The organism is Streptomyces sp. NPDC002076 (genome assembly GCF_053593835.1).
The window spans coordinates 109018-124242 of record NZ_JBSFDI010000009.1 but is presented as its reverse complement, the minus strand read 5'-3'; the positions used below and the strand labels follow the sequence as shown (position 1 = coordinate 124242).

14 protein-coding genes are annotated in these 15225 nt (G+C 72.9%); 6 read left to right on the top strand and 8 right to left on the bottom strand.

Going from position 1 to position 15225, the window contains the following annotated elements:
• The first annotated feature begins 34 nt into the window (after positions 1-34).
• Positions 35-844, top strand: coding sequence for an SAM-dependent methyltransferase (locus ACWCQS_RS20660; RefSeq protein WP_451005753.1), 810 nt, complete (start codon positions 35-37; stop codon positions 842-844).
• Between the two features lie 228 nt (positions 845-1072).
• Here the strand turns inward: ACWCQS_RS20660 and dnaK are convergent, their stop codons facing one another.
• The 4 genes from dnaK to ACWCQS_RS20640 form a co-directional block, all read right to left on the bottom strand.
• Positions 1073-2932 carry a molecular chaperone DnaK gene (gene dnaK, locus ACWCQS_RS20655; RefSeq protein ID WP_451005752.1) on the bottom strand — a complete coding sequence of 620 codons (1860 nt, stop codon included), beginning with the start codon at positions 2930-2932 and terminating at the stop codon, positions 1073-1075.
• Between the two features lie 137 nt (positions 2933-3069).
• Entirely contained in the window at positions 3070-3495 is a 426-nt protein-coding gene (locus ACWCQS_RS20650) for an OsmC family protein (RefSeq protein WP_365589303.1), read from the bottom strand.
• A gap of 162 nt (positions 3496-3657) precedes the next feature.
• Positions 3658-5832, bottom strand: a complete 2175-nt coding sequence (locus ACWCQS_RS20645; RefSeq protein WP_451005751.1) for a phage holin family protein — start codon at positions 5830-5832, stop codon at positions 3658-3660.
• Between the two features lie 541 nt (positions 5833-6373).
• Positions 6374-6811 carry a hypothetical protein gene (locus tag ACWCQS_RS20640; protein WP_450984340.1) on the bottom strand — a complete coding sequence of 146 codons (438 nt, stop codon included), beginning with the start codon at positions 6809-6811 and terminating at the stop codon, positions 6374-6376.
• 84 nt (positions 6812-6895) lie between these two features.
• On the opposite strand from ACWCQS_RS20640, the gene ACWCQS_RS20635 reads away from it, so the two are divergent.
• Complete coding sequence (locus ACWCQS_RS20635) at positions 6896-7669, top strand: MBL fold metallo-hydrolase (protein ID WP_451005917.1); 774 nt, start codon at positions 6896-6898, stop codon at positions 7667-7669.
• A gap of 14 nt (positions 7670-7683) precedes the next feature.
• Positions 7684-8301, top strand: a complete 618-nt coding sequence (locus ACWCQS_RS20630; protein WP_451005750.1) for a DedA family protein — start codon at positions 7684-7686, stop codon at positions 8299-8301.
• 12 nt (positions 8302-8313) lie between these two features.
• Here ACWCQS_RS20630 and ACWCQS_RS20625 read toward each other — a convergent pair whose 3' ends face one another.
• The 3 genes from ACWCQS_RS20625 to ACWCQS_RS20615 all read right to left on the bottom strand — a co-directional run bounded on the left by ACWCQS_RS20625 (position 8314) and on the right by ACWCQS_RS20615 (position 11051).
• On the bottom strand, positions 8314-9423 hold the full coding sequence (locus ACWCQS_RS20625; RefSeq protein ID WP_451005749.1) for an MBL fold metallo-hydrolase: 1110 nt from the start codon (positions 9421-9423) through the stop codon (positions 8314-8316).
• Positions 9420-10676: an aminotransferase class I/II-fold pyridoxal phosphate-dependent enzyme gene (locus ACWCQS_RS20620; protein WP_451005748.1), complete on the bottom strand. Its 1257-nt coding sequence runs from the start codon at positions 10674-10676 to the stop codon at positions 9420-9422. Before ACWCQS_RS20620 ends, ACWCQS_RS20625 begins: the two co-directional genes overlap by 4 nt.
• A 216-nt stretch (positions 10677-10892) precedes the next feature.
• Positions 10893-11051, bottom strand: coding sequence for a hypothetical protein (locus ACWCQS_RS20615; RefSeq protein ID WP_451005747.1), 159 nt, complete (start codon positions 11049-11051; stop codon positions 10893-10895).
• Between the two features lie 917 nt (positions 11052-11968).
• Between ACWCQS_RS20615 and ACWCQS_RS20610 the strand changes: the two genes are divergently transcribed.
• From ACWCQS_RS20610 to ACWCQS_RS20600, 3 genes are all read left to right on the top strand, one after another.
• On the top strand, positions 11969-13765 hold the full coding sequence (locus ACWCQS_RS20610) for a thiamine pyrophosphate-requiring protein (protein ID WP_451005746.1): 1797 nt from the start codon (positions 11969-11971) through the stop codon (positions 13763-13765).
• 18 nt (positions 13766-13783) lie between these two features.
• Positions 13784-14161 (top strand): DUF2795 domain-containing protein, encoded by a 378-nt coding sequence (locus tag ACWCQS_RS20605; protein WP_451005745.1) that lies wholly within the window; start codon positions 13784-13786, stop codon positions 14159-14161.
• Between the two features lie 83 nt (positions 14162-14244).
• On the top strand, positions 14245-14787 hold the full coding sequence (locus ACWCQS_RS20600) for a type 1 glutamine amidotransferase domain-containing protein (RefSeq protein ID WP_451005744.1): 543 nt from the start codon (positions 14245-14247) through the stop codon (positions 14785-14787).
• A gap of 94 nt (positions 14788-14881) precedes the next feature.
• Here ACWCQS_RS20600 and ACWCQS_RS20595 read toward each other — a convergent pair whose 3' ends face one another.
• Positions 14882-15139 (bottom strand): DUF6158 family protein, encoded by a 258-nt coding sequence (locus tag ACWCQS_RS20595; RefSeq protein ID WP_450984331.1) that lies wholly within the window; start codon positions 15137-15139, stop codon positions 14882-14884.
• Between the last annotated feature and the right edge of the window lie 86 nt (positions 15140-15225).

The following is a 15225-nucleotide window of genomic DNA, read 5'->3' as shown; positions in this document are numbered from 1 at the left end:
CCCTGACCGGACCGATCCCTGGGGGAACAGCCGTATGACCGCACGCGATGCCACGCCCATGCCTGTCGACACCAGCCGTCCGCACCCCGCCCGGGTGTACGACTGGTGGCTGGGCGGCAAGGACAACTACCCGGTGGACGAGGAACTGGCGCGGAAGATCCTCGCCGTGGACGGCACGGTCGTGCGCGGGGCGCGCGCCAATCGCCGGTTCATGCACCGGGCTGTCCGCACGGCGGCCGAGGCGGGGGTACGGCAGTTCCTCGACATCGGGACCGGCATTCCGACCGAGCCCAACCTGCACCAGGTCGCCCAGGGCGTGGCACCGGAGTCCAGGGTGGTGTACGCGGACAACGACCCGATCGTGCTGCGGCACGCGGAGGCCCTGCTGCGCGGCTCCGCCGAGGGCGGCACGGACTACGTCCACGCCGATGTCCGTGACCCGGACACCATCCTGCGGCTGGCGGGTGAGTCCCTGGACTTCGGCCGCCCGGTCTCGCTGTCCCTGGTGGCGCTCACCCACTACCTGGGTGACCAGGAGGACGACGTGTTCGGGCTGGTCGAGCGGTACGTCGACGAGCTCGCCCCCGGCAGCTTCCTGATCCTGTCCCAGGTCACCCAGGACCTCAGCCCGGAGGGGGTGGCGAAAGCGGCCGAGCTGTTCCGCCGCAGCGGCACGCCGTTCCACCCCCGCACGCTGCCCGAGTTCTCCCGCTTCTTCGACGGCCTGGAGCTGCTCGGCCCCGGCGTCATCCCGGTGTACGGCTGGCGCCCGGAGCCGGTGGACGTGGCTGCCCAGGCGGAGGGGGTCGTGCCGGTGTATGCGGGGGTGGCGGTCAAGCGCTGATCTTCGCAAGCCGCGCCGTCGGTCCGGGGCGACCCGTACGGGCGGCCGGGCGGCTGGTGCGAGCCGTGGCCAGTCGGCCGGATGACCCGTACGGGTCCGTGGGCAGGTGCGTTCCCGAGCTCGCCCCTGGTCTGCGAGCAGACGCTCCCCCACCGCTCGGCCGTCCACCACCACGGGCCGGTCCTCCACACCGCGGGTCGCGCCGCGGGCGCCCCTGCCGGGCAGGCGTCAGGCGGCTCCGTCCTTGCCGCCGGGTTCGTCGTCCACGATCTCCGCGTCGACCACGCCCTCCGTGTCGGCCGGGGTCTCGTTCTCCTGTGTGGTCTGGCCACCCGCGGAGGCGGACGCGTACATGGCCTGGCCCATCTTCTGGCTGACGGTGGCGAGTTTCTCCACGCCGGTGCGCAGGGCGCTGGTGTCCGCGTTCTGTTCCAGCAGGGTCTTCAGTTCCGCGGTGGCCGTCTCCACCTCGCCGCGCGTGTCGGCGGGCACGCGGTCGTGGTTGTCGCGCAGGAACCTCTCGGTCTGGTAGACGAGTTGCTCGGCCTGGTTGCGGGTCTCGGCGGCCTCGCGGCGTTTGCGGTCCTCCTCGGCGTACTGTTCGGCCTCCCGCATCATGCGGTCGATGTCGTCCTTGGGGAGCGCCGAACCGCCGGTCACCGTCATCTTCTGCTCGCGGCCCGTCGCCAGGTCCTTCGCGGAGACGTGCATGATCCCGTTGGCGTCGATGTCGAAGGCCACCTCGATCTGCGGGACGCCACGTGGCGCGGGCGGCAGCCCGGTGAGGTCGAAGACGCCGAGCTTCTTGTTGTAGGCGGCGATCTCGCGTTCGCCCTGGTAGACCTGGATACCGACCGAGGGCTGATTGTCGGTGGCGGTGGTGAAGATCTCCGAACGGCGGGTCGGGATCGTGGTGTTGCGTTCGATCAGCTTGGTCATGATGCCGCCCTTGGTCTCGATGCCGAGGGACAGCGGGGTGACGTCGAGCAGCAGGACGTCCTTGACGTCGCCGCGCAGGACGCCGGCCTGGAGGGCGGCACCGACGGCGACGACCTCGTCGGGGTTGACGCCCTTGTGCGGGTCCTTGCCGGTGAGGTCGCGGACCAGGTCGGTGACGGCGGGCATCCGGGTGGAGCCGCCGACGAGGATGACGTGGTCGATCGCGGACAGCTGGATCCCGGCGTCCTGGACGGCCTGGTGGAAGGGGTTCTTGCAGCGGTCGAGCAGGTCGGCGGTCAGCTCCTGGAACTGAGCGCGCGTCAGCTTCTCCTCCAGGTGCAGCGGGCCCTCGGCGGAGGCGGTGATGTAGGGCAGGTTGATCGTCGTCTCCGAGGACGACGACAGCTCGATCTTGGCCTTCTCGGCGGCCTCGCGCAGCCGCTGCACCGCCATCTTGTCGGCGCCGAGATCGATGCCGTAACTCCCCTTGAACCGCTTCACCAGGTACTCGACGATCCGCTGGTCCCAGTCGTCGCCGCCGAGGTGGGTGTCGCCGTTGGTGGCCTTCACCTCGATGACGCCGTCGCCGATCTCCAGCAGGGACACGTCGAAGGTACCGCCGCCGAGGTCGAACACCAGGACCGTCTGTTCCTCGCCCCGGTCCAGGCCGTAGGCGAGGGCGGCGGCGGTCGGCTCGTTGATGATCCTGAGCACCTTCAGGCCCGCGATCTCGCCGGCTTCCTTGGTGGCCTGCCGCTGGGCGTCGTCGAAGTACGCCGGTACGGTGATCACTGCGTCCGTGACGTCCTCGCCGAGGTAGGCCTCCGCGTCCCGCTTCAGCTTCTGCAGCACCCGCGCGGACAGCTCCTGCGCACGCAGGCGGCCGCCGTCGATGGAGCCCTGCTCCGGGAAACGCCAGGAAGCGTCTCCCATGTGCCGTTTCACCGAGCGGGCGGTGCGCTCCACATTGGTCACGGCCTGCCGTTTGGCGACCTCGCCGACCAGCACCTCTCCGTTCTTCGCGAACGCCACCACGGACGGGGTGGTGCGCGCACCCTCCGCGTTGCTGACGACGGTGGGCTCGCCGCCCTCCAGGACGGCCACCACCGAGTTCGTCGTCCCGAGATCGATCCCGACCGCACGTGCCATGGTCCGTCCCCTTCCGCCCGGGCGCCTGCCGCACTCCCAGCACAGGACGTGCCCGCGACGCTGTCAATGGCCGGGTACCCGCACACGGCGATGCCGCGCCCCTGGGGCGGGACGCGGCATCCGGGGCCGTACGGGCCTCAGGCCAGCTCGGCCGTGAGGGTGATGGTCGTACCGGCCAGGGCCTGGCTGACCGGGCAGTTCTTCTTGGCCTCCTCGGCGGCCGAGGCGAAGCCCTCCGCGTCCAGCCCGGGTACCTGGCCGCGCACGGTGAGGTGGATGCCGGTGATGCCCTCACCGGGCTGGAAGGTCACGTCGGCCTTGGTGTCGAGCCGGGTGGGCGGGGTGCCGGCGCCGGCCAGGGCGTGCGAGAGGGCCATGGAGAAGCAGCTGGAGTGGGCACCGGCGATCAGCTCCTCGGGGCTGGTCTTGCCGTTCGCGTCCTGGGAGCGCGAGGCCCACGTGACCGGCTGGTCGGCGATGCCGGAGGAATCGAAGGTGACGACGCCGTTGCCCTGGAGCAGGTTGCCTTCCCAGACGGTGTGCGCGGTGCGCGTGGTGGCCACGATGGTTCCTTTCGCGTCGGGTCCCGTGACGTGAGATCCCGTTACGGGGGTTTTCCGTTCTCCTATCCGATCACATCCGGGCCCGCCGCACTCCGAAGACCGGCCCACGCGGCGTGAACGGGAGGTGAGGCTCACGAGGAACGGGAAGGAGCTGTCGCGGCTTCAGGCGGCCCGCTCGTCCTCTGTGTCGTCGGTCAGCGGGACCTGGGGGCCGTTCAGCTCGCCCAGCCAGCGGCGCAGCACCTGGTGCACCTGCTCGGCGCCGGTCAGTTCCGCCTCGCCGTCCACCGGTGCGGACAACTCCAGCGGCGAGAGCAGGAACGGGTGGGACTGGGCGCCGCCGAGGCCGCCGTGGGAGCCGATCTGCTCCTCGAAGGCGAGGACCTCTCCGTCGGCGGGGTCGAGGGCGGAGTTCACCATGATGTCGGCGGTGTGCGGGAAGGAGTGGGTACGGCGGACCGCCTCGGCGGCGCCGGGTCCGAACCGGGCCAGCGGGCCGGGCTGGTCGTCGAGCTTGCTCAGCGGGATCTCGGCGCCGTGGGCACCCAGCACCACGCCGTCGTGCTCCTCGCTGCGCACCAGGAGGAACCCGATGCCGGGATGGTTGGCGAGGGTGGTGAGCAGGGCGGGGTGGCGGGCGTCGATCTCCTCCTTGGTCATGCGGTGGGGGACGTCCGGGAAGGAGACCAGGCCGAGATTGCCGGAGGCCAGCACGATCGGTTCGGAACCGGCGGCGGGGCGGAGCTGCTCGCTCCTCTCCTCCACCGGCCGGCGCAGCGCCGCGCGCACGGCGGCGCGGGCCTCGGTTCCGCTGTGTGTGCTCCCCCGCTGCTGAACGTGTGGGGAGACCCCCATCGCCCGGCGCGGCGCGTGCAGCCCGCAGCCGGCCCGGACCAGGTCCCCGAGCGTGCGGCCGTAGCGGGAGCGGAAGGTCTCGCCGGGGCTCTGCCCGTGGTCGGAGAGCACGATGACGCGGTACGGGCGGGGCGCGTGTTCGGCGACCCGCTGGAGGAGGGCGAGGGAGCGGTCGAGGCGCTGCAGGACCTTCTCGGCGTCCCGGCTGCACGGACCCGAGTGGTGGGCGACCTCGTCGTAGGCGACGAGATCGGCGTAGACGGCGGTGCGCCCGGCGAGCATGTCGCCCATCACCGCCGCGACGACGACGTCCCGTTCGACGACGGTGGCGAAGGCGCGGACGAGCGGGTAGAGCCCGCCGCGGCTCACCCGGGGGCGCTGCCCGCGCATCCGGGCGCGGGTGGACTGGCCGATCTCGCGGACCACCTCGGCGACGAAGGACAGGGCGGTGCGGACGGCGCCCGCGGGATCGGAGAAGTAGGCGAAGTAGCCGGCGCGGGAACGGTTCTCCCGGCCCCGTCGGCGCGCCGCGATGGACAGCACGAGGGCCTGTTCACCGGCGCCGCCGCTGAAGAGGTTCCCCCTACTGGCGCCGTCCACGGTGAGCAGTCCGCCGTCACCTGTGCGCAGTACGGCGCGGCGCTGCAACTCGGCGGCGCTCGTCGGGCGGTTGCACACCATCACCTCCCCGCGCTCCTTCTCGTACCAGCGGAAGGCCGGCACGTCGAAGGTGCTGCCGTGGAGGATGCCGAGCTGACTGGCACCGGTCTGGCTGGACCAGTCGGTGCGCCAGGGGGTGAGGCGGTGGGTCGGCGGCCGCGGGCCGTCGCCGGTGGGCCATAGGCCGTCGCCGGTGGACCATAGGCCGTCGCCGGTCGGTGGTACACCGTGGCCCGTGCCCAGCCAGCGTGCGACCGTGGGCATCAGCCCCTTCCGGACCGCGTCGACGAGGACGTCGTGGCCGACTCCGTCGAGCTGGACGAAGACCAGGCCGGGGGTGGTGGGGCAGGGCGGGTCCGTTCTGCGGCGGCGGGCGGCGAGGCGGTGCAGGCGGCGCCGGTAGGTCTCGTCGTCGCGGACGGCGAGGGCCGCGCCGGTCGCCGAGGCGACGGCGGACATCACCGCGGCCACGATGACGGCGGTCTCGGGGGCCGCCTCGCCGCGGCCGGAGGGGTTGATGCGCAGGGCGAGCAGCAGCAGGGAGCCGTTGAGGAAGAACACCAGCAGGCCGAGCACGAGGGCGGGTACGAGCAGCAGGAGCCGGACCAGGAGCGGCCAGACCACGGCCGACAGCACACCGAAGGCGCCGGCGCCGCAGGCGGCGGTGACGGCGATGCGGGTGGCGCTGTCGCCGTCGGCGGACTGGAGTCGGAAGTCGGGCAGGAGCGCGGCGAGGACCAGCATGGTGAGGGTGGAGACCGCCCATACGGTGACGCTCCGTCCGATCTGACTGGCGACCCGCCGCCACCGCACGCCTCGCACGCCTCGCACACCTCACGTCCCGGCCCGCTCGACGCGAGGGCCTCGCTCCACCTTGTCACACGGGTCGCCGGGCACGTGAGCGGCCGGACCCTCCGGCCGATCGGCGAGACGCACGGCCCTCTTCACAAGGTGTCAGGCCGCGCGCGGAGCCGACCTGATCGCGTTGTCGGTCCCCCCTGTCATCATCCCGGCATGCTCTACGAAGCCTTGGTGACCGAATCCCGCAGGACCGACGCACTGGACGACGTGCGGTCCGCCGCGCTCGACCGCGTCCGCTGGCTCGTCGACCTGCTGGAGCGTCAGCGGACCGAGTTCCGGCAGGCCAGCCCCGCCGCATCGACTGGGAACGCCAGGCCGGGATCGCCGAACGCGCCTTCCTGGCCAACGGTTTCTTCGTGCTGGCCGGTGACCGCCAGGTCGAGGATCTGGACGAGGTCGTGGATCTCACCGCCGATCCCGACCTGGTCTTCATCAAGCTCGTCGCCCTCGTCGGCGGCTGAAGGGCCGGCAGGGCGCGGAACCCGGCGGAACCTAGCGGAACCTAGCGGCCGTCGTAGCCGGCCGTCGGCATGGACAGGCGGCGGTGGACACGCGCCTTCATCTGGGCGTCGTACGACGGCTCGGCCCGCCCGACGGTCTCCACGCGCACGCCCCGGCGCGCGCACTCGGCGGTGAACGCCTCGACCGAGGACAGGGCCCGCTGGAGCACGCGCAGGCTGGGCGCGACGAATACGTCCACTCCCGGCCGGACGCCGTCCCACAGCGCGCCGTGGTCGAAGCGCAGTCCGCCGACGAGGAGTTCCCGGGCGATGACGTATCCGCGTTCGGCGGCCCAGCGGGCGCACATGGCGTGCTGGCTGCGGGAGTCGACGAGGAAGGGGTCCGCCTCCAGTTCCTCCAGCGGGGTCAGGCTGGCAATCGCGATGACCCGCACCGGCGCGGGCGCGGGCGTGTCGGAGGTACCCCGCAGCTGTCCCATGGCGTCCCCCTCACCTCCGGGTTTCGCCGCAGACCCTACTCCTGCCCGTAGGCTTCGGGGAGTCGCGTGAAGGAGGCGAAAAGGGTGCCGGTGGAGATCACCTGGTGGGGTCACGCCTCCTGCACGGTCCAGGACGCGAACATACGGGTGCTCACCGATCCTCTGTTCGCCCGCCGGCTGGCGCACCTGCGGCGGCGCCGGGGCGCCCTGCCGTCGGCCGAGGCCCGTCGCGCGGACGTGGTGCTCGTCTCGCATCTGCACGCCGACCATCTGCATCTGCCCTCGCTCGCGGGCCTCGACCCGGGCACGCGCCTGCTCGTGCCCCGGGGCGCACCACGGGCGGTGCCCGGTCTGCGCCGGCTGCGTCAGCTACGGGTGACGGAGGTGGTGCCCGGAGACGTGGTGCGGATCGATGAACTGCTGGTACGGGTGGTGCCGGCCCTGCACGACGGGCGGCGGCTGCCGGTGGGCCCGCACCGCTCGCCCGCGCTCGGCTATGTCGTGGAGGGCGCGGCCCGGACGTACTTCGCCGGAGACACCGGCCTGTTCGACGCGATGGCCGAGCGGGTGGGGCCGGTGGACGTGGCACTGCTGCCGGTGGGCGGCTGGGGGCCGTATCTCGGTGCGGGGCATCTGGACCCGGGACGGGCGGCCCGGGCGCTGGCGCGGCTGGCACCGCGGGCGGCGGTGCCGGTGCACTACGGGACGTACTGGCCGATCGGGATGGACGCGGTGCGCCCGCACGAGTTCCATGCGCCGGGGGACGAGTTCGTGCGGCTGGCGGCCGTGGCGGCGCCGGGGGTGGCGGTGCACAAGCTGGGGCACGGTGAGAGTGTGCGGCTCGAGGTCGCGCGGTGAGGTGGGCGGCCTCGGTGACGGTGCTGGCCGCCGCGTCCACCACGTCGACCGTGCCGCCCGAGTCGACGCAGCAGGCGATCGGCTATCCGTCGTTGTTTCTGCTGGTGCTGATCGGGGCGCTGGTGCCGGTGGTGCCGACCGGGGCGCTGGTGAGTTCGGCGGCGGTGGTGGCGTTCCATCAGACGGCGCCGTTCTCGCTGGCTCTGGTGTTCGTGACGGCGTCGCTGGCGGCGTTCCTGGGGGACGCGGCGCTGTACTGGCTGGGGCGGCGCGGGATGCGGTCGCGGAACGGGTCGCGGTGGCTGGAGGCGATACGGTCGCGGGCGCCGGACGCGCGGCTGGCGTCGGCGAGGGAGAGGCTGGCCGAACACTGGGTCGCCGTGCTGGTGTTGTCCCGGCTCGTCCCTGCGGGGCGGATACCGGTGATGCTGGCCTGTCTGATGGCGGAGTGGCCGCTCAGGCGGTTCGCTCGGGGGAACCTGCCCGCGTGTCTGGCCTGGGCGGCCACCTACCAGGTGATCGGGATTCTGGGGGGTTCACTGTTCGAGGAGCCGTGGGAGGGGGTTGTGGTGGCGGTCGCGCTGACCGTTGTGATCAGCGCGATGCCGAGTGTGGTGCGGCGGTTTCGGTAGCGCGGGGGCGCCTTACTCAAGCACTTTTGAAGCGCCGACCGGTAGATCCCACAGGTCTTCCCTCTCCAGTCCCGCCTTCTCCCAGGCCGTCCGCACCCGTGTGAGCGGTTCCAGGACCGGCTCGGCCGAGAGGATGAACGTACCCCAGTGCATGGGGGCCATGCGGCGGGCGCCCAGATCCAAGGTGGCCTGTACGGCCTCCTCGGGGTTGCAGTGGACGTCGCTGAGCCACCAGCGGGGGTCGTAGGCGCCGATGGGCATGAGGGCGAGGTCGATGCCGGGGTAGCGGCGGCCGATGCGGGAGAACCAGTGGCCGTAGCCGGTGTCGCCGGCGAAGTAGAGGCGCTGTCCCTCGGCGTCGGTGAGCACCCAGCCGCCCCAGAGGCTGTGGCAGGTGTCGGTGAGGGTGCGCTTGGACCAGTGGTGGGCGGGGACGAAGTCGAAGCGGACGCCGGACAGTTCGGCGCCCTCCCACCAGTCCAGCTCGGTGACGCGGGTGAAGCGGCGCCGGCGGAACCAGCGGCCGAGGCCGGCCGGTGCGAACACCGGGGTGTCCCGCGGGAGTTGGCCCAGGGTGGGGGCGTCGAGGTGGTCGTAGTGGTTGTGGCTGACGACGACGGCGTCGACGCGGGGCAGGGCGTCCCAGGGGACGCCGACGGGGGTGATGCGGGCCGGGGTGCCGAGGATGCGGCGGGACCAGACGGGGTCGGTGAGCACGGTCAGACCGCCGATCCGCACGACCCAGCTGGCGTGTCCGGCCCAGGTGACGGCGAGGGTGCGGGTGTCGACGCGGGGCAGCGGGGCGGGAGCGCAGGGGAGCCGGTGGATGTCCGCGAGGCCTTCGGCGCCGGGGCGCACGGCGCCTTCCCGGGCGAAGCGGGCGAGGGCCTTGAGGCCGGGCAGCGGGGCGGTGAGCCGGTCGTGGAAGGTGCGTGGCCACACGCGGTGTTCGGCGAGAGGACGGGGCTCGGCCAGCGGGGGAAAGGGGGGCGCCAGGGGGGTCGGAGTGCCGGTGGAGCGAGTCGGTGCGGTGGGCACGGTCGGTGCGGTCGCCATGGTCGTCGTACTCGTCGTGGCCGATCCGGGCTCGTGCGTCTCGGGCTCATGCGTCTGCTGCGTCATCGAGGAGGCTCCCATCGCTGAGCGTCGTCGCGGAGATCGTCGAGGACCGACGTCAAGAAGATCAACGCGCGTTGCACATGTGGCAGTTCCAACGGCACGGGTGAGGTGAGGCATTCCGCGCGTTCCTCGTCGGTGCCGCCCAGGAGGGGGCCCGTGGCGAGCCGTACGCGCAGCGCGCCGAGGTCATCGCCGAAACGGTGGCCGCCGGGCGCGGGCATGCCGAGCCGGGCGGTGAGCAGGTCCTCCAACTCCTGTGCGTCGCCGACGCCTCGTTCGGCGAGGGGTTCGCGCAGCGGGCCGAGGTCGGCGTACAGGTGACGGCCGGCCTGCGGGGGGCGGGCGAGCCCGCCGCCGGCGACGACCGCGGCGTGCGCGGCGGCGGCCACGCGCGCGTGCAGCCGTACGGCGGCCTCGCGGCGCTCGGTGACGGGTGGGGGTTCGTCGAGGGCGTAGCCGGCCGCGGCGGCGACGGGTGCGGCGATGCGGGCGCCGAGCCCGGTGAGGATGTCGAGCACGCGCGCGTGGAGCTCCCGGCCGGATTCGGTGGCCGGGAAGCGGGCGACGGCGGCGGGCCAGCCGGCCGGCAGCAGGGATCCGGCGAGGTCGGTCACGACGGTGACCCGGTCGGGCTGCATCTCGGCGGGGCTGAGCAGCACGGTGTCGTGGGGGTGGTGCAGGGTGTCGCGCCAGGTCTCGTCGCTGACCAGGTGCAGTCCTTCGGCGGTGGCGGCCTCGACGGTCTCGTGCAGCAGTTCCGGCGGGGCGACGGTGGCGGTCGGATCGTCGGCGACGGACAGCACGAGCAGCCGTGGGTCACCGCCCTCGGCGCGGACCCGGCGGACGGTCTCCAGCAGCGCGTAGGGGTCGGGGACGCCGCCGCTCTCGGCGGGGGTTGGCACGTGGTAGGCGGGCCTGCCGAGCACTCGGGCGTACGGCGCCCACCAGGCGGCGCAGGGGCGCGGGACGAGGACGTCGGCGCCATCGCCGGCGAGTGCGGCGGTCAGGGCGAGCAGCAGAGCCGGGGCGCCGGGGCCGGCGGCCACCTGATCGGGAAGGGTGGGCAGTCCGCGCCGGGTCCAGTAGCCGCAGGCCGCTTCGAGGAGAGCGGGGGCGCCGCCGACGGGCTGGGCGTCGGCACGGCCCGCCGCCGCGGCGAGTACGGCGATGAGTTCGGGGAGCACGGGGAGGCCGTCGCCGGGCAGGGGCGGGCCGTAGCGGACCGGGCCGTGGCCCTCGGGGTCCGTCCGCCGCATGTCCGCCTCCGCGCGGTCGTGGTGCCGTGTGCCGCCCGGTCCGGGGCCGGACCGGGCGGGCTGTGTCGTCGTCGGGCTGCTGAGCGGGGGTGGGTGAGTGGCTGGGGTGTGTGTCCGTGGCCTGTGGTGTCCGTTGATGTGGGGGCCGCCCGCTGGTGCCCTCGGGAGGGTGTGTACCCGCCGGACGGCACTCCATGGGGGCGGGCGGCGCCCCGGTCATCCGTCCATGGGCCGGGCTCCCGCGGTGCGCCATCTCCCGTACAGCCGGTAGCCGGCTCCGCCGCAGGCCGCGGCGATGAGGGCGGCGCCGGCGGCGAGGGCCGGGACCGAGTCGGTGTAGCTGCCTCCCGTCCCTGCCTCGGCTCCGTGCTGCACGGTGGGCGGGTCACAGCCGTCGGTGCCGTGGGCCTGCCTGCCGTCGGGGTCGCCGCAGGGGCGACCGTCGAGGCAGGGCTCGTCGTGGCCCTGCGCGCACCGGTGGCCGTCGTCGGGGCACGCCTCCCCCGGCCTGCACCCCGAACCCGGACCGCTCTGGCACGCCTCCCCCGGCCTGCACGCCGAACCCGGACCACTCTGGCACGCCTCCCCCGGCCTGCACCCCGAACCCGGACCGCTCTGGCACGCCTCCCCCGGCCTGCACCCCGAACCCGGACCACTCTGGCACGCCTCCCCCGGCTTGCATCCCGAACCGTCCTGGCAGGGCTCGCCGGGCCGGCACGTGGCGGCGGGGCCGACGCGGGAGTCGCCGCACTGCTGTGGTGCGACGCACGGTTCGGGGACGGCCATCGGAGCGGTGGCGAGGGGCGGGGACGGACTGCCCGGGCCCACGTCGGCGGAGGCGGCGGGTCCGGCCAGGGCGAGCACGGCCCCGGCGACGAAGGCGACGGACAGGGCACGGGCGGTGCGGCACATGGGACGGACTCCTCGGCGGGCGCGGCGGATCGGTCGGCGGTGGTACGCCGGACGCCGGTGCAGCGGGTGGTACGTCGAGCACCGGTACGGCGGTGCGGGGGCGCTGCCCTGCGGCGTCACGGGTACGGGGCACGGGCATGCCCTCGCTGCCATGACAGCCCGTGCGGCGCCGCGGCGCGCGCGGCCGGACCCCATTCGCGGGACGGGCGCGCCCGGCCGGGTGACAGAACCGGCCCCCGGTTTCGGCACCGCCGGCCTCGGCTGCCACCGCGGCGGGTATCGCGTCCGCACCGCCGGGGAGGTTTTCCGTCCCCGGTGCAGGTGACTCGGCAGGTGCAGACCGGATCGTCCGCTTCGCACCCCACCGGGGAGGTCCCTTCATGAGCACCAAGGTCTCCGACCACATCCTCGAGCGCCTGCGCGCCTGGGGCGTGGAACAGGTCTTCGGGTATCCGGGCGACGGGATCAACGGGCTGCTCGCCGCGTGGGGCCGGGCCGAGGACCGGCCGCGGTTCATCCAGTCCCGGCACGAGGAGATGTCCGCGTTCGAGGCGGTCGGATACGCGAAGTTCAGCGGCCGTATCGGGGTGTGCGCGGCGACGTCGGGACCGGGCGCCATCCATCTGCTCAACGGCCTGTACGACGCCAAGCTCGACCATGTGCCGGTGCTGGCGATCGTCGGCCAGACCGACCGGTCCGCGATGGGCGGCTCCTACCAGCAGGAAGTCGATCTGCACACGCTGTTCAAGGACGTCGCCTCGGACTTCCTGGAGACGGTGACGGTGCCCGAGCAACTGCCGAACGTGCTGGACCGGGCCATGCGCACCGCCCACGCCCGGCGCTGCCCGACCGCCCTGATCATCCCCGGTGACGTGCAGGAACTGGACTACTCGCCGCCGACGCACGAGTTCAAGATGGTGCCCTCCAGCATGGGCATGAGCGACTACACGGCGACCCCCACGGACGAGGCGCTGCGCCGCGCGGCGGACGTGCTGAACGCGGGCGACAAGGTGGCGATCCTGGTGGGCCAGGGCGCGGCCGCCGCGGTCGCGGAGGTGCGGGAGATCGCCGAGCTGCTCGGCGCCGGGGTCGCCAAGGCGCTGCTCGGCAAGGACGTCCTCAGCGACGAACTGCCTTACGTCACCGGGCCGATCGGCCTGCTGGGCAGCCGGCCGTCGTACGAGCTGATGCGGGACTGCGACACCCTGCTGACGATCGGGTCGTCGTTCCCGTACACGCAGTTCATGCCGGACTTCGGCAAGGCGCGGGGGGTGCAGATCGACATCGACCCGCACATGATCGGGATGCGCTTCCCCTACGAGGTGAATCTCGTCGGTGACGCGAGGGCGACGCTGCGTCGGCTGATCCCGCTGCTGACCAGCGACCGGGGCGGGCGCGAGTGGTACGACACGGTGTGCGCGAACGTGCGGCGCTGGCACGAGACGATGGAGCGGCGGGCCGGTCTGTCGGCCGATCCGATCAATCCCGAGTACGTGGCCCGGGCGCTGGATCCGCTGCTGCCGGAGAACGCGATCCTGACCTCCGACTCCGGTTCGGTGGCCAACTGGTACGCGCGGCACATCACGATGCGGCCGGGCATGCGCGGCTCGCTGTCCGGGACGCTGGCCACGATGGGGCCGGGCGTGCCGTACGCGATCGGCGCGAAGTTCGCGCATCCGGACCGGCCGGTGTTCGCGCTGGTCGGCGACGGCGCGATGCAGATGAACGGCCTGGCGGAGATGATCACGGCGGCGAAGTACCGGGACCGCTGGTCGGATCCGCGGCTGGTGGTCGGCGTGTGGAACAACCAGGACCTGAACCAGGTGACCTGGGAGATGCGCGCCATGGAGGGCGCCCCGTCGTTCCTGCCGTCGCAGTCGATACCGGACGTGCAGTACGCGGCGTTCGCCCGCTCGCTGGGTCTGACGGGCGTCCGGGTGGAGAAGCCGGAGGACGTGGAGGCGGGCTGGCGGGCGGCTCTGCAGGCCGACGGGCCGTGCGTGATCGAGTTCCTCACCGATCCCGCCGTGCCGCCGATCCCGCCGCACGCGACCTGGGAGCAGATGGAGGCGACAGCGGCGTCGATCCTGAAGGGGGACACCGACCGCAGGTCGGTGGTCAAGCAGGGCTTCAAGGCCAAGGTGCAGGAGTTCCTGCCCGGCAAGGACAAGGGCTAGCCCCCTGTGGAGGTTGACATGCAGCGAGGCAGTGACCGGCTGAACGTCCACCGGGACGATGAGATGAAACACGAGCTGAAGGGTCTGCTGAGGTCCGGCCACCCGACACGGGTGGAGGAGTGGCACGATCCGGAACCGGCCGCGGACGACGACCCCGAGGTGTGGAGCGGGCCCGTGGGCGGCCTGGGCTCACCGGCGTCGCTGGAGCGGGTGCGGTCGGAGCTGGCCCGCACCCTGAGCCGTGGCTCGTTCCCGGCGACCGCCCGTGACCTGGCCCGGATACTGCGCCGGCACAACGCGCCGGCCGCACTGGTCGACGCGGTGGCCGGGCTGCCCCACTCGGCGCGCTACGAGAACGTGCAGCAGCTGGCCGAGGCGCTGGCGAGCGGCGCATGAGCCGGGGTCGGGTGAGCCGGGGCCGGGCGGCCGATGTCGCGAGGGGTGCCGGCGAGAAGAGCACGAAAGGAGAGTGAGCAGTCATGCGCATCGCGTTTCTCGCGGCGCCCCAGGGTGTGGAGCAGGTCGAGCTGACCGAGCCGTGGAAGGCGGCCTCCGACGCCGGGCACGAGCCGGTGCTGGTGTCCACGAAGCCGGGGAAGATCCAGGCGTTCGACCATCTCGACAAGGGCGACACGTTCGACGTGGACGAGGTGGTGGGCGAGTCGTCGGCGGGGTCGTTCGGCGGTCTCGTCCTGCCCGGCGGGGTGGCCAATCCCGACTTCCTGCGGATGGATGACAAGGCCGTGGCGTTCGTGAAGGACTTCTTCGAGCAGGGCCGCCCGGTCGCCGCGATCTGCCACGCGCCGTGGACGCTGGTGGAGGCGGACGTCGTACGGGGCCGGGTGCTGACGTCCTGGCCGAGTCTGCGGACGGACATCCGCAACGCGGGCGGCACCTGGGTGGACGAGCAGGTGAAGATCTGCGACCACGGCTCCAACCAGCTGGTGACCAGCCGCAAGCCGGATGATCTGAAGGCGTTCTGCGACGCGTTCCTGCATGTGTTCGCCGGTGAGGCCGGCTGAGCCGCCGCCCGACCGTGAGGGCCGGCCTCGCGCGGGCCGGCCCTTTTCGTGTGCCGGCTTTCGTGTGCCGGCCCCGGTGGGCCGGTCCGGCCGCTCAGGTGCCGGACGCCTCCGGAGTCGCCGCCTCGCCGCACCGCCGTTCCCTGGCGCCCTCACGGGTGCGGCCCGCGCTGATCAGACGGCGCGGGTTGCGGCGCAGATACTCGCCCTCCAGCTGCGCCATACGCTCGTTGTGGGTCCGCAGCGCGTCGTTCGAGCCGTACAGGAGGGTGTCGTGGCGCGTGCGGTGGATCGTCTCCAGCTCCTTCATGAGCTGCTGGTCGTCCAGTCGGCTGGGCTCGACTCCGGTCATGTGGTGCCCCGCTCGTCGTATCCGTGTCCTTGGGTTCTGGCCCGGGTACCCGCCCCGCAGGCACTGCCCCCGAGGAGTTTCCGGGA

Coding starts and splice junctions, on each gene's coding strand:
- ACWCQS_RS20660 (WP_451005753.1), top strand. CDS start 35: ATGACCGCACGCGATGCCACGCCCATGCCTGTCGACACCAGCCGTCCG.
- dnaK (WP_451005752.1), bottom strand. CDS start 2,932: ATGGCACGTGCGGTCGGGATCGATCTCGGGACGACGAACTCGGTGGTG.
- ACWCQS_RS20640 (WP_450984340.1), bottom strand. CDS start 6,811: ATGGGACAGCTGCGGGGTACCTCCGACACGCCCGCGCCCGCGCCGGTG.
- ACWCQS_RS20625 (WP_451005749.1), bottom strand. CDS start 9,423: ATGACGCAGCAGACGCATGAGCCCGAGACGCACGAGCCCGGATCGGCC.
- ACWCQS_RS20620 (WP_451005748.1), bottom strand. CDS start 10,676: ATGCGGCGGACGGACCCCGAGGGCCACGGCCCGGTCCGCTACGGCCCG.
- ACWCQS_RS20610 (WP_451005746.1), top strand. CDS start 11,969: ATGAGCACCAAGGTCTCCGACCACATCCTCGAGCGCCTGCGCGCCTGG.
- ACWCQS_RS20605 (WP_451005745.1), top strand. CDS start 13,784: ATGCAGCGAGGCAGTGACCGGCTGAACGTCCACCGGGACGATGAGATG.
- ACWCQS_RS20600 (WP_451005744.1), top strand. CDS start 14,245: ATGCGCATCGCGTTTCTCGCGGCGCCCCAGGGTGTGGAGCAGGTCGAG.
- ACWCQS_RS20595 (WP_450984331.1), bottom strand. CDS start 15,139: ATGACCGGAGTCGAGCCCAGCCGACTGGACGACCAGCAGCTCATGAAG.